Annotated in this window: 12 protein-coding genes, 1 tRNA gene and 1 pseudogene; 5 read left to right on the forward strand and 9 right to left on the reverse strand. The window is 50.4% G+C overall.

The features are described from left to right. Positions 1–2: 2 nt before the first annotated feature. The 3 genes from HVZ39_RS20125 to HVZ39_RS20135 form a co-directional block, all read right to left on the reverse strand. Positions 3–2,474 carry a fimbria/pilus outer membrane usher protein gene (locus HVZ39_RS20125; RefSeq protein ID WP_016155751.1) on the reverse strand — a complete coding sequence of 824 codons (2,472 nt, stop codon included), beginning with the start codon at positions 2,472–2,474 and terminating at the stop codon, positions 3–5. 41 nt (positions 2,475–2,515) lie between these two features. Then, positions 2,516–3,064 (reverse strand): fimbrial protein, encoded by a 549-nt coding sequence (locus HVZ39_RS20130; protein ID WP_019076063.1) that lies wholly within the window; start codon positions 3,062–3,064, stop codon positions 2,516–2,518. Between the two features lie 69 nt (positions 3,065–3,133). Beyond that, a complete protein-coding gene (locus tag HVZ39_RS20135; RefSeq protein ID WP_181632893.1) occupies positions 3,134–3,682 on the reverse strand; it encodes a fimbrial protein in 549 nt (182 codons plus the stop codon). 750 nt (positions 3,683–4,432) lie between these two features. Between HVZ39_RS20135 and HVZ39_RS20140 the strand changes: the two genes are divergently transcribed. Beyond that, on the forward strand, positions 4,433–5,116 hold the full coding sequence (locus HVZ39_RS20140; RefSeq protein ID WP_223307926.1) for a winged helix-turn-helix domain-containing protein: 684 nt from the start codon (positions 4,433–4,435) through the stop codon (positions 5,114–5,116). A 1-nt stretch (position 5,117) separates the two neighbouring features. Next, positions 5,118–5,636, forward strand: coding sequence for a hypothetical protein (locus HVZ39_RS20145; RefSeq protein ID WP_016155747.1), 519 nt, complete (start codon positions 5,118–5,120; stop codon positions 5,634–5,636). Between the two features lie 155 nt (positions 5,637–5,791). Here HVZ39_RS20145 and HVZ39_RS20150 read toward each other — a convergent pair. Together HVZ39_RS20150 and dnaQ are read right to left on the reverse strand one after the other, a co-directional pair. Further along, positions 5,792–5,868: transfer RNA gene (locus HVZ39_RS20150), tRNA-Asp, on the reverse strand. A 134-nt stretch (positions 5,869–6,002) separates the two neighbouring features. After that, positions 6,003–6,731, reverse strand: a complete 729-nt coding sequence (gene dnaQ / locus HVZ39_RS20155; protein WP_029139417.1) for a DNA polymerase III subunit epsilon — start codon at positions 6,729–6,731, stop codon at positions 6,003–6,005. Here dnaQ and rnhA point away from each other — a divergent pair. Next, positions 6,685–7,263 (forward strand): annotated as a pseudogene (rnhA, locus tag HVZ39_RS20160) (ribonuclease HI). The gene dnaQ and the pseudogene rnhA overlap by 47 nt on opposite strands. Here rnhA and HVZ39_RS20165 read toward each other — a convergent pair. After that, the gene (locus HVZ39_RS20165; RefSeq protein WP_016155745.1) at positions 7,260–7,982 is read right to left on the reverse strand and encodes a class I SAM-dependent methyltransferase; all 723 of its coding nucleotides are present in this window, start codon (positions 7,980–7,982) and stop codon (positions 7,260–7,262) included. The pseudogene rnhA and the gene HVZ39_RS20165 overlap by 4 nt on opposite strands. A gap of 33 nt (positions 7,983–8,015) precedes the next feature. Between HVZ39_RS20165 and gloB the strand changes: the two genes are divergently transcribed. Then, complete coding sequence (gene gloB, locus HVZ39_RS20170) at positions 8,016–8,771, forward strand: hydroxyacylglutathione hydrolase (RefSeq protein ID WP_181632895.1); 756 nt, start codon at positions 8,016–8,018, stop codon at positions 8,769–8,771. A 71-nt stretch (positions 8,772–8,842) separates the two neighbouring features. Next, positions 8,843–10,201: a murein transglycosylase D gene (mltD, locus tag HVZ39_RS20175; RefSeq protein WP_029139416.1), complete on the forward strand. Its 1,359-nt coding sequence runs from the start codon at positions 8,843–8,845 to the stop codon at positions 10,199–10,201. A 49-nt stretch (positions 10,202–10,250) separates the two neighbouring features. On the opposite strand, the gene HVZ39_RS20180 is transcribed toward mltD, so the two are convergent. The 3 genes from HVZ39_RS20180 to HVZ39_RS20190 form a co-directional block, all read right to left on the reverse strand. Beyond that, positions 10,251–11,021, reverse strand: coding sequence for a class I SAM-dependent methyltransferase (locus HVZ39_RS20180; protein ID WP_049271174.1), 771 nt, complete (start codon positions 11,019–11,021; stop codon positions 10,251–10,253). A gap of 76 nt (positions 11,022–11,097) precedes the next feature. Continuing rightward, entirely contained in the window at positions 11,098–11,898 is an 801-nt protein-coding gene (locus HVZ39_RS20185; RefSeq protein WP_029139415.1) for an endonuclease/exonuclease/phosphatase family protein, read from the reverse strand. Between the two features lie 131 nt (positions 11,899–12,029). Continuing rightward, on the reverse strand, positions 12,030–13,205 hold the full coding sequence (locus HVZ39_RS20190) for an MFS transporter (protein WP_029139414.1): 1,176 nt from the start codon (positions 13,203–13,205) through the stop codon (positions 12,030–12,032). Positions 13,206–13,215 lie beyond the last annotated feature (10 nt).

Below are 13,215 nucleotides of genomic sequence, written 5' to 3' on the forward strand. Positions count from 1 at the left end.
AATTATTCACAAGGCAACAGCACGTTACCTTCCGGGTTGATTTGTTGTGGCACCTGTAAGTGGCACTGCGCACGGCCAGCCCAGGCAACGGAAAGACGCTCAGCCGGATTCACACCCGCAATCCAGGCCATACCGTTTTCCATTACCATGGCGACGCTAACGCCGTTAGCGTTAAACACTTCGGCGCCAAACGGCGGTACCGAACCATCCTTCAGGCGCAGCAGCGCCATCATTTTTTGCCCCTGTGCCACGGCAAAATGCTGGTAGCCAATCGCACCTTCCGTCAGAGTGTTGGTCACGATGGCTTTAGTCGCGGAAATGTCCTCGTCCATTGCGTCCACATCGATACGGGTATCAAAGCTGTGATAGCTAACGACGTCCGGTACGACGGCAATACCGAAGCGGTTTGAGTGCGCCTGTTCGCCGTTCAGCGGCACGTTCGCCACCCCGTCGGTATCAACCATCACTCTGGCGGTATTCATCGACGCCTGGCTGTTGTGCAGCGCCGCACCGTGACGCGTCGCGGTAAAGCCGCCGCGCATCGTGCCGCCAACGGAGAAATAACGTGATTGCTGCCAGCTGACGTTAGATTCCAGTTCCGCCATCATGCTGCGGTGCTTGTAATAGCCATCAAACGCCGTACGCCCTTCACCGGAAACCCCTGTGCGCAAACGCCACGGATTGTTACGGTCGCGGTTATCGGAATACGAAACCATCTGGCTGGTCTGGTTGCCGCTGTTCTGCAATTCGTAATCCATAGAGCGGCCATCGCTCCATGGCACCGAGATTGAAAGCGAAAGACTGTCGTCTCGTTTGCCCTGATACTCAGAGCGGTAAGCCGCAACGTTGGCGCTGATCCCCTGGATGCCAGCAAATGAAAAGCTGTGCCCCATCGATAATCCGTAACGATCCTGGGAACCGCGATCCCAATAGTTCTGGTGGGTATAGGTCAGGTACAGCGTGGTCGCTAATAGTGGGTCGTCAGCAAAGAAGGTTTTGTTGCCGGTGATGGTGTACATCTCTTTTTCGTTGCCGGCACTGTTGTTATTTTCATACTGCTCGTCGAGAAACTGCGAGAAAGTGCGGAAGTTACGCTGTGAGAAGCGGTAACCGGCAAAGGTGATGGCGCTGTTGTACTCATCAAAAGTTTTGGCGTAGCTGAGCTTAAAAGACATGCCTTTTTGTTCAGCCTGATGCTTTACCCGACTCACGGATTGCGTCGCATCAGCCGACAGCGCCCCCAGCCAGCTCAAGTCCCGCCCAATCCCCATCGACCAGGCGTTATAGCGATCGCCAGTCAGCAGCGCGCCGCCGTACAGCGACCAGGCATTGCTGACCCCCCATGAAAAATCACCGCTATAAAACGCAGGCCCCTGAACGTCGTGGTTATAACGCGATGGCTTCCCGACCGCGGCGTTGTAGCGCACATAGCCTGGGCGCGTCAGATAAGGAATATCGGCCGTATTGACCTGAAAAGTGTGTACGCTGCCATCCTGCTCCTCGACGCGAACATCCAGCGTGCCGCGTACCGAACCGTGCAGATCCTGAATATTAAATGGCCCTGCGGGAACGGTAGTTTGATAGATAACACGGCCCTGCTGACTGACGGTAACCTTCGCATTGCTGCGGGCGATGCCGTGCACTTCAGGCGCGTAGCCCTGCAAATTCGGTGGCAACATACGCTCGTCGCTGGCGAGGTTAGCCCCGGTGAAACGTACCGAATCAAAAACCTGAGAATTCAGGTAGATTTCGCCGACCGTCAGTTTTGCAGCCTGCATCGGCAACGGTCGATAGGCATAGATCTGATCCCAGTCGATACGGCCGCGATTATCATCCGAAGCGTAATTGGCCTGATACTGGCCACGAAATCGCCACGCGCCGAGGTTAAAACCTGTCTGCCCATAGCCAGACAGAGAGCGATAACGATCGCCGCCCTGTTCATAATGTGTGGCCTGGCCCGAGACGCTGTAGTCAAAAATCAGCCCTGCGACGCCGTTATCCCAGCGTTCCGGTGGCGTCCAGTCTGGATCGGTATATTTCATCCACGCCTGAGGCACGATAATGTCCAGTACGCCTGCGCTATTATTCAACGCCACACCCGGCAGGCGGGAAATGTCATAGCAGGTCGCGCTAATCGGATGAATATAGGCCAGCGCTTCTTCTTTGAGCGCCAGTAATTCGAGTTGTTGCGGGGTCAGACATGCCATGGATTTATGCGGGTTGGCAGGATCGACGATATAACGGATCGACTGCTGTGGAATCTCCTGGCTGTTGATACGAACATCCAGCAGATATTCTCCGGGAGTCACAAAGTTGCCTTCGGAAAAACGCTGCAAATCGACATTGTGCCTGTCGCTGGCATCCAGTACGTCGGTATTAAATTCAATGGCCTCATCCGCTTCAGCCCATGAAGAGGCACAGACCAGAGCAATAAAAAGCGCCAGACGTTTTTTATCTGTTTTCAGCGTGATCATTTTCGTTCGCATACCTTCAGATACCCGAATTGCAGTGCAGCTCAGAGATAATTCACAACAAAATGCGTGACCGCAGTAAATTCGCCAGATGTCATTCTTCCGTCGCGGGAGATCAAATAAGCCGTAAAATTGAGCGTATTTTTCCCTGGATTAAGCACATAGTCCGGTGATGGCTCACCCAGATGAATTTGCTGTCCGTTGCTGTCATATATTTCTATCGCTAAATTTTCAGTTTCCGATTGCACGCTTAGATAATCAGGATTGTCACTATCCGGTGCGCCAGAAAAGGTAATATTGGCGCGTTGAAACAGATTCCCGGGGTGTTGAGAATCCCCTAATGAACATCCCAACAAATGAATGCTGAAATCATGCGCTGATACTTTCTCTGGTTTTCCGGAAATATCTCTCGCTGAGAGATCATCAAATTCAACCAGTAGCGACCGGTCGCGTGGATCGACATAACAGGCAGCCTCAATAATATTTCCGCGCATGCGCATTTTGCCGGGCGTACTGACAAGACGATTGGTGTCAGCCAAAACCCATGCAGGCGATATGAAGATAAAAAGCAGTAAAATTCGCCATCCAGGCATCACCGCATTTCCTTTCAGTTATTCGCAGGAAGGGTTAAGCAGGCGCGTTAATGCGCCTGCTGCAGATCGTTACTGGTAGTCGATCTGGAAATTAACGGTAGATTCGAAATCACCTGGAGTTACCGCGGCAGATGCGTTGTTTGCCTGCAGGTAAGCGACGAAATCAATGTCGGTTTCACCATCGGTAATGTTGACCTGAGAGGCGGCTTGACCCCATTCCACGTCCTGGTTGCCACTGTCAATCATACCGATGCCCGCACCCTTTGCAGTACCAGAGGTGAATGCAGCCAGCGCGTTGTTCTCTGTATCAATCGTTGCCGGGGTATAGGTCACAGTGGCCGTTTTCGCGACGGTCGTATCACAGCCCTGCAGAACGATTTTGGCATGCTTAACGCCAGCACGTTGGTTGTCTTTTAACTGAGAAGTTGGGATCTCACCAAAATTAACCTGTACCGGGCTGGATTCTGGCGCCAGACCGCATGCGGAATTAACCAGAGAACCGGTGAAGTGAATTTTACCGTTAGTCGGTTCGACATTTTTTGCAGCAAAAGCAGAAGAGGCAGTAAAAGTCATTCCCGCCATCAGCGCACAGGCCACAGCCACGTTTTTCATTTTCATATTACTACTTAACCTTATATCTGTTTTTTAGTTATTCCGAAGATCTATTTCCGCAGATAATTTATGTCCGGAAAATCCTGATCTGCAGGTGGCGGTAGCGCATATCCTTGCAAACAATCCATCTCAAGCCGCCCCGTATTTTGAACTTCATTGGTATTCCATCCGAAATACCGTCCACAGTTGTTTACGCTGTTTCGGGGCTTATATTAAGTCGACGGGAAAATGACACAATGCAAAAATCCGGTATTAATCAAACTCAGGGAATCATGTTGTAACACTGTCTGCACAGCGATCGTTTACCTAAAAAACCGCCAAAAATCACGACTTAGCCAGTGTTAGTATCTATCATTTAGCATTTTTATAGAGTTTTTATCTATCAACTATTTTTTTATTTAGCCAGAACAACAGGCAAAATGTATTTATGAAATTTTTGTAAAAATGAAATTGGATATCAAAAGCGAGTAATGACAATAAGATAGTGAAAGAGAGGAAGGAGAAAAGAGGATTCTATAAGAGATATTAAAATATTGTTATATAAATATTAATAAAGCGATCTATGGTACAACCATTTTTTATAAATGAATTATGTTATGCTATTGCTTCACCCACTCGAATGCGAGATATCCTGCTTTAAAGGAGACATCAGTGATTTCTCATATACCAATAAACAAAATTAAATCCGTAATTATTGGTGATGGCTTAGTTTTCAGACCACATAAAAATACCCTAAAAGACCTGGCATCTGGTGAAATGGCCACATTGAATAATGTGGCAACACAATTACTGCTCTATTTGTTGCAAAATGGTAAAGAGATATCCTCGCGTGATGAAATTCTGCTGAATGTTTTTCAGCATAATGGCGCCAGAGCGACGGATGCGAATCTCAATCAGCACATTTCATTTCTGCGCAAAGCAATAACGTCTACGGGTCATCCTGCAGAACTCATCGTCACAATTCCGCGGATGGGATTTCGGATGGGCGACGCTAATATCAATATTCAGCAACTGGAAGAAGCGCAAGCTCCCGCCAGAATTGCCAATGTTGCATCGACGCTCAACAAAAAGAAACAAAGCCGTTGGCCTGTGGCGATAACCGCGTTAATTACCGGAATCGCCGTGCTGGCGACAGCGTGGTTAACATGGATACCCAATGAAATCGCCATGACGGACGCGACTATCCTGCGGACTATCGACTATGAACAATGCCGTGTACATATATTAGGAAACGCCCTCACCGACACCATAACCGAAAAGAAAGCGCTGGATATTTTCAAGTCCGTGGGCATTAACCCCGACTGTTCGTACCCAAAAGATCTGTATCTCAATACCTGGGCGAGCAACCATAATCTGGTTGAGTGGTCGTTTGCCGCTGAATGCGGGCTGAACCTCGGCTATTACCATTGCATCAGCCAGTATCGCCATCATGAGGAATGATATGAAGCAAGAAAGCGATCACTCTCCTTTACTATGGTCAGTCGTGATTGCCATTTTTGGGCTGGCGGCTATCGCTTTTTTTATTATCGCCGGGAATGCGAAAAAACAAGAAATCAGTTTTTCCTGCTCCTCGGAATTCACGTCGATACTCGACATCCAGGATACAAAAAAGGTACTCCATGGAATAATGCTGATTACCAGCTACAACTCCGGACACCTTTCATTGTCAGTACAAGGGAAACTCAAAAGTGATGATGGCGAGTTTGCTGTGAACCGAAAACTGTTCTTTCGCTATGCCCGACCACTCGGCCATACCGCCGGTGTTTTCATGCTCACTCCCAACGGACGTGAAAAATCTCCCGATGATGAAGCAACGGATGCTGTCGATTATCTCTTCTTCGACGCTTACGAACGTGCCGACAAGCTGTATATGCTAAAGCACTTGAATGAAGAAACGGTGCTTATCGGCGATAACTTTTCCCCCCGCTTCGCCTGCGTGATGAATCACTTCGCAGGTTGATCTGCCCCTGGATATGCGTCGGGTTAAGGATGACCTGATGTGTTGCCTGCCCGATAGCACGGACGTGGTCGATAAAGTGTGATGATGAGATTATTATTGTGGCGGGCTAAAACGACGAAAGCCTGAATCATTTCTGATTCAGGCTTTCTGAATAGTGGCGGAATGGACGGGACTCGAACCCGCGACCCCCTGCGTGACAGGCAGGTATTCTAACCAACTGAACTACCACTCCGCGTTGTGTTCCGCTTGGGAACGAAGCGAATATTACGGATTGCCTCACGCCTCGTCAACGCTTTTTCTCACGTTTTTTAATCGTTTGCTGCAAAAATCACCCGAATGGTCATTTCCATACGGAAAACGTACAAACTATGCCCGCCAGAGGCAACTTCCGCCTTTCTTCTGCACCAGGTCAAGGCGCGACTCATGGGCCGCTAACTCTTCATCAGTGGCGAAAACAACGCGTAGTTTGCTGGACTGTCGCACAATACGCTGGATCCCCGTGTCATTCTGCTGCTGGCTGTCACCTTCCATTGAGAACGCCATCGTGGTCTGCCCACCGGTCATCATCAGATAAACGTCGGCCAGAATCTGGGCATCGAGCAATGCGCCGTGCAGGGTTCGCTTACTGTTGTCTATTTCATAGCGTGAGCATAACGCATCAAGGCTGTTGCGCTTGCCAGGAAACATTTTCCTCGCCAGCGCCAGGCTATCGGTAATTTTGCAGAATTCGTTTGTCTTCGGAATATCCCGCCTGAGCTTAGCGAATTCGTAATCCATAAACCCGATATCAAACGATGCGTTATGGATGACTAGCTCCGCACCGCGGATGTAGTCGAGAAACTCATCGGCCACATCGGCAAACGTAGGTTTATCAAGCAGGAATTCGTCTGCGATTCCGTGTACACCAAACGCTTCCGGGTCCACCAGCCGATCCGGTTTCAGGTAAACGTGGAAGTTATTCCCGGTCAGGCGGCGGTTCACCACTTCAACCGCACCGATCTCAATGATCTTGTGGCCTTCGTAGTGGGCGCCAATCTGGTTCATACCGGTGGTTTCGGTATCGAGGACGATCTGTCGTGTAATTCCAGTGCTCATAACGGTCATTTATGTCAGACTTATCGTTTGATTTCGATTTGCTAAAACAGGAAGTCTACCAGAGATGCTTAAACAGGTAGAGATTTTCACCGATGGTTCTTGCCTGGGAAATCCAGGGCCAGGTGGTTATGGGGCGATTTTACGCTATCGCGGGCGCGAAAAAACCTTTAGCGAAGGCTACAACCTCACCACCAATAATCGCATGGAGCTGATGGCGGCAATCGTTGCGCTGGAAGCCCTGAAAGAACAGTGTGAAGTGATACTCAGCACGGACAGCCAGTATGTGCGCCAGGGCATTACGCAGTGGATCCACAACTGGAAGAAGCGCGGCTGGAAAACAGCAGATAAAAAACCAGTGAAGAACGTCGATCTGTGGAAACGTCTGGATACCGCGCTGGGGCCGCATCAAATCAAATGGGAATGGGTTAAAGGCCATGCGGGCCATCCGGAAAACGAACGCTGTGATGAGCTTGCGCGCGCCGCAGCAATGCGTCCCACTCAGGATGATATTGGGTATAAGGCTGAGGCTTAAACGTCTGGTTTACGGTATTGCCGGGTTGCGCCAACGGCCTGGCGGATAGGCGTTTTGCTTTTATTTTGTTTCATCGGGTTGAGCGTAAGCGGAATGGTTCGCTTACGCGCAACCACCAGTTGCAAACAGCCCAGCGCAGGGATATGGGCGCTTAACATTTTCCCGCCCTTCTTGTTCCAGGGCAGGACATGAAAACGGCTATAGTGCAGTACTTCAAAATTCAGCAATGAGAGCCAGTCCAACTGCCGCATGAGGGTAAACATCCGGCTGTTGTAGGGTGATGTTTTACGCAATACGGGCACCAGTTTACGCAATCCCATCAGACTTACCGGGTTAAAGCCGCTCAGAATCAACCAACCGTCATCAATAAGCACGCGATCGGCTTCATGCAGTAAGCGATGTGGATCGGAACACCACGGCAGCGTATGAGCCAACAAACAAACATCCACGGACTTATCGGCAAAAGGCAGATGTAAAGGATCGGCAGTCACCTGCATGGGAGCGCCTTGCAAAGAAACATTTACCTGATGAGAAACCGCGCACGCTTCAGAATTGATTTCTGCGCTTAAATTACCAATCTTAAGCAGATGAAATCCGTACATTTTTGCGAACCACGGGTTAAGCTGATGCTCCAGCGCCTGACGATAGTGTTCGCCCCAGGGAAAATCATCCCAACTAACGGGCGCTACGACAGTTTGAGGGATCCTTGCCGGTTTCATCACAACCTTCCGTTACGCATTGAGAGGTAATCTATGAATCTTAACAGTATTCCTGCATTTCAGGACAATTACATCTGGGTCCTGTCGAATAATGACAAACATTGTCTGATTGTGGACCCGGGTGAAGCAGCACCTGTTCTGAAAGCTATTGCAGAACATAACTGGGTTCCCGAGGCCATTCTGCTGACACATCATCATCAGGATCACGTGGGCGGCGTGAAAGAACTTCTGCAACATTTCCCACAAATAGCGGTATACGGACCGGCTGAAACGCAAGATAAGGGAACGACGCATATAGTCGAAGATGGCGATATTGCACTCGTTTTTGGGCATGAATTTACGGTAATTGCTACGCCGGGTCACACTTTAGGACATATCTGTTACTTTAGCCACCCTTACCTGTTTTGCGGCGACACGCTCTTCTCCGGTGGCTGCGGTCGGCTTTTTGAAGGCACAGCATCTCAAATGTATCAATCACTTAAAAAACTAAACGCACTTCCTGACGATACATTGATTTGTTGCGCACATGAGTACACATTAGCAAACATGAAGTTTGCCTTAAGCATTCTTCCGCACGATCCGTTCATAAATGAATATTATCGTAAAGTTAATGAGTTACGCGTAAAAAAACAAATGACACTGCCCGTAATTCTGAAAAATGAGCGACGAAATAATCTTTTTTTAAGAACAGAAGATATTGATTTAATTAATGAAATAAATAAAAAAACAATATTGCAACAACCTGAAGAGCGTTTTGCCTGGTTAAGGTCAAAGAAAGATACGTTCTGACAATTGCGGGTTGCCTTTTGAAAACTTCGCCGTTATGATCGGTCGTCTTTTAAGCAACTATTGACACACACATGAAGGCAAAAGCGATATTACTCGCCTCTGTCCTGCTTGTTGGGTGCCAGAATACTGGTAACGTCCAACAACACGCACAGAGCCTTTCTGCAGCTGGTCAAGGGGAAGCAGGAAAGTTTACAAGTCAGGCGCGATGGATGGACGACGGAACATCTATCGCTGCTGATCAAGATTTGTGGGCTTTCATTGGTGACGAGCTAAAGATGGGAATTCCGGAAAACAACCGGATTCGCGAACAGAAACAGAAGTATTTACGCAATAAGAGCTATCTCCACGATGTAACTTTACGGGCAGAGCCGTATATGTACTGGATAGCCGGGCAGGTTAAGAAACGTAACATGCCAATGGAACTGGTACTACTACCCATAGTGGAGAGCGCTTTTGATCCTCACGCAACGTCTGGCGCCAATGCCGCAGGTATTTGGCAGATCATTCCGAGCACGGGGCGCAATTATGGTTTAAAACAGACCCGCAATTATGATGCACGTCGCGACGTTGTGGCTTCCACCACCGCCGCACTGGACATGATGCAGCGTCTGAACAAAATGTTTGATGGCGACTGGCTGCTGACCGTTGCTGCTTATAATAGCGGTGAAGGTCGTGTCATGAAGGCAATTAAAACGAACAAAGCCCGTGGTAAACCCACTGACTTCTGGTCGTTGCCATTGCCTCAGGAAACGAAGCTATATGTGCCAAAAATGCTGGCATTGAGCGATATACTCAAAAACAGCAAACGCTATGGCGTGCGTCTGCCAACAACAGACGAAAGCCGCGCGTTGGCACGTGTTCGCCTGAGTAGCCCGGTTGAAATGGCTCAGGTTGCCGATATGGCGGGTATTTCCGTCAGCAAGCTGAAAACCTTCAATGCAGGCGTGAAAGGCTCCACGTTGGGTGCCAGCGGTCCGCAATATGTGATGGTGCCAAAGAAGCATGCAGAGAAGCTGCGTGAGTCTCTGGCCTCAGGCGAAATTGCAGCCGTGCAGTCAACGTTGGTTGCGGATAACACGCCGCTGAACAGCCGTAGCTACAAAGTTCGCTCTGGCGATACGCTTTCTGGTGTCGCTTCACGTCTTGGCGTGAGCACCAATGACCTTAAGCAGTGGAATAATCTGCGCGGGTCATCGCTGAAAGTAGGCCAAAATCTGACGGTGGGCGCTGGTACCAGCGCACAGCGACTGGCGAACAACAGCGATAGCATCACCTATCGTGTGCGTAAAGGCGACTCGCTCTCGAGCATTGCCAAACGCCACGGGGTTAACATCAAGGATGTGATGCGCTGGAACAGCGATACGAACAATCTGCAGCCAGGCGATCAGCTAACGTTGTTTGTGAAAAACAGCGGTATGCCGGACTCCTGATAGCATTGTAGAAATGAAGGCACTGGTTTCCCCCCAGTGCCTTTTTTATTTATCCCGCTTTATGTGCTTCAACCATTATCGTGTCGCTGGTAAACGAGCCATCTTCCTGTAACGCAAAATAGGCTTTCACTTCCGCAGAAGCACTTTGTTGGTATACACGGATCGCGTCGCTCAATGCTGCAGGCGTGCGCATCCGCGCCACCCACGAACTGAACTCCAGCGGCAGACGATCGGTTAACAAGGTATCGGCAATCAGATTGGCGTCATTGATTAACGACAGCCATTCTCCGCTGGAATAGTTGCGTACGTGCGAGGTATCGCGTAACGCCTCCACAGTTTGCAACCAGATGTCACGTACAGGATGGCCTGGCGACATCACATCCATCACAATCAGCACGCCGCCGGGCTTCAGAACGCGGTTCACTTCTCGCAACGCACGCCCGACATCATGCCAGTGATGCGCGGAATAGCGGCTAATCACCACGTCAAATACGTTATCTTCAAACGGCAGGCTTTCAGCATAACCCTGCCGTGTGGCGATATTCTCCAGACCTCTGTCCTTTGCCGCTTCAGTGACCACGTCAAGCATCTGCGACGATAAATCATATGCCACTACCTGCTTTACGTATTGCGCGGCCACAAAGCTGGCGTGCCCCGCTCCGCATCCCATATCCAACACGCGGGCCTGCGGAAATGCCAGCAACCTTTCCCCCAGACGTTGCAAGTCACGACCAGAGGCGTGCACCGCACTGGTTAAGTAGGCATTAGCCTGAGAGCCAAACTGTTTTTCGACGTTGTCATGATGAGAGCGTGTTGTCATTGTGTTGTCCTTCGGTTGTTGTGAAATATGAAGGGCAACCATCACAGGCCTGCCCTACGGCAGACCTGACACACCGTTATTGTTCAGGTTTGCCGGGACTGAATTCAACGAGTAGCGGGTTGTGGTCGGAGGCGCGGGTGACCAGCACAGAGGCCTCACTCACGTTCAGACCGCGATAGAACACAAAATCGAGAGGACGACCAAACGCGCGGCGGCGCTGATCATCGGTAAAGCGCACCTGGCGCAGCGACATTTCACGCGCAAAGCGGTACAGCGCATTCATCCGTCGACGGCTCCAGGCATTAAAATCGCCGGCCATAATCACCGGACCGCTGTGATGAGCAATCTGATCGCCAATGGGAAGTAACTGCTTACTATAGACATCAACGCCAAGGCTAAAGTTAACCGCGTGGATATTCACCACCATTAACAACCGAGTGTCAGGCAACGGGTACACCGTCACCAACGCCGATTTCGCCAGCCGTAAAATAGGCTCACGCTCGCGCAATGGGCAGCAGTAAACTGGATGGGCGGAGGAGAGTGTCATAACGCCAGAGGGGTGCTGAGGCAGCACAAAGGCGGGAACCTGGTCGGCAGCGAGATAGTTAGTGGTCGCAAACTGCACCAGTTCTGGTGTGGTTTGCGCTTCCTGCAATAACACCAGATGCGCGTCTTTGCCAAAATTCTTCAGCACCGACTGCCACTCAGCTCGCTGCTGTTTAAAAATATTCCATACCAGCACGCGAATGCGATCTTCACTGCTCAACGGTACGCCTGCGGGTAATGCCTGGCCAATATGCGCAAACGAGCCCGGCGGTAAAATCCGCTCGGCGGGTTGTCCGGCAACATAACGCATGGCATAGGTGTTTTTTCGCACTTTAGACTTTCAAACCTCTGTAACGTCAACCAGTCCGCAGCCGGACTGGTTCTTCTGTTATAGGGATTTTAGCACTCACTTTCAACGAACAATTGCAGTTTGTTTTGTAAGTTGGCGCTTACATCAATGATTTACCCCAGAGCAACGTGCGTGGGCTTATCAAGACGGCCGCTCAGCCCCATCAGCAGGAAAGCCACTAGGACAATAAGGGCGCCAATCCACGGCGTCTGCGCCAACCCATAATGCTCGACCGTTTGTCCGCCAATCACGGAACCCAGTGCAATACCAATATTAAACGCTGCAATGTTCAGCCCTGACGCCACATCAACAGCATTGGGCGTAAATTGTTCCGCTTTCTGTACCACGTAGACCTGCAACCCTGGTACGTTACCGAAGGCAAAGATCCCCATCACCAGAATGGTAGCCAGCGCGGCGTACTGCGTGGAAGCCGTCAGTTGGAAGACCATCAGCAGAACAAACAGCGCGGCGAAAATGAATTTCAATGCAGGAACCGCACCATGCTTATCCGCCAGCTTACCGCCCCAGATATTGCCGATAGCGACTGATACGCCGTACCCCAGTAAGATCCAGCTTACCGCTGCCGGGGAGAAGCCCGCCAGATCCTGCATCATCGGTGCCAGGAAGGTGAAAGCCGTGAACACACCACCGTAGCCCAATGCCGTAATGGCGTAAATCAGCAACAGACGAGGATGAGTCAGCACTTTCACCTGGTCGCGAATACTGGCGGCCGCTCGACCAGGAATGTTAGCCGGGATCAGCAGTTGGCTACTAATCAGCGCAATCACGCCTAACATTGATACTGCCAGGAACGTCTCACGCCAGCCAAAGTGCTGGCCGATAAACGTACCCAGCGGCACGCCCGTGACCAGCGCCACCGTTAAGCCACCGAACATAATAGCGATGGCGGAAGCCGCTTTTTCTTTTGGTACCAGACTTGTCGCGATAGTGGAACCAATCGAGAAGAATACGCCGTGAGCCAGCCCCGTCAGCAGACGGGCGACAATAAGTGTCATATACCCGGGTGCCTGCCATGCCAGTAAATTCCCCGCCGTAAACAGGACCATCAGCGCGACAAGCAACTTTTTACGTGGCAGGCTTCCGGTCAGAGCGGTCAGTACCGGTGCGCCAATCGCCACACCCAGCGCATAGATTGAAACCAGCATCCCGGCTGAAGGTAACGAGATTGCCAGTTGTTGAGCGATGGTCGGCACCAGGCCAACAATCACAAACTCAGTCGTGCCAATAGCGAAGGCACTTATTGTTAGTGCAAATAATGCGAGAGGCATAAATAACTCC

Origin of the sequence: Citrobacter sp. RHB35-C21 (assembly GCF_013816515.1) — a bacterium.
Taxonomy (GTDB): Bacteria; Pseudomonadota; Gammaproteobacteria; order Enterobacterales; family Enterobacteriaceae; genus Citrobacter; species Citrobacter braakii.

Excerpts from the sequence above, each read along its gene's own strand:
- HVZ39_RS20125 (WP_016155751.1), bottom strand. The coding sequence starts at position 2,474 with ATGATCACGCTGAAAACAGATAAAAAACGTCTGGCGCTTTTTATTGCT.
- HVZ39_RS20130 (WP_019076063.1), bottom strand. The coding sequence starts at position 3,064 with ATGCCTGGATGGCGAATTTTACTGCTTTTTATCTTCATATCGCCTGCA.
- HVZ39_RS20135 (WP_181632893.1), bottom strand. The coding sequence starts at position 3,682 with ATGAAAATGAAAAACGTGGCTGTGGCCTGTGCGCTGATGGCGGGAATG.
- HVZ39_RS20140 (WP_223307926.1), top strand. The coding sequence starts at position 4,433 with ATGGCCACATTGAATAATGTGGCAACACAATTACTGCTCTATTTGTTG.
- HVZ39_RS20145 (WP_016155747.1), top strand. The coding sequence starts at position 5,118 with ATGAAGCAAGAAAGCGATCACTCTCCTTTACTATGGTCAGTCGTGATT.
- dnaQ (WP_029139417.1), bottom strand. The coding sequence starts at position 6,731 with ATGAGCACTGGAATTACACGACAGATCGTCCTCGATACCGAAACCACC.
- HVZ39_RS20165 (WP_016155745.1), bottom strand. The coding sequence starts at position 7,982 with ATGAAACCGGCAAGGATCCCTCAAACTGTCGTAGCGCCCGTTAGTTGG.
- gloB (WP_181632895.1), top strand. The coding sequence starts at position 8,016 with ATGAATCTTAACAGTATTCCTGCATTTCAGGACAATTACATCTGGGTC.
- mltD (WP_029139416.1), top strand. The coding sequence starts at position 8,843 with ATGAAGGCAAAAGCGATATTACTCGCCTCTGTCCTGCTTGTTGGGTGC.
- HVZ39_RS20180 (WP_049271174.1), bottom strand. The coding sequence starts at position 11,021 with ATGACAACACGCTCTCATCATGACAACGTCGAAAAACAGTTTGGCTCT.
- HVZ39_RS20190 (WP_029139414.1), bottom strand. The coding sequence starts at position 13,205 with ATGCCTCTCGCATTATTTGCACTAACAATAAGTGCCTTCGCTATTGGC.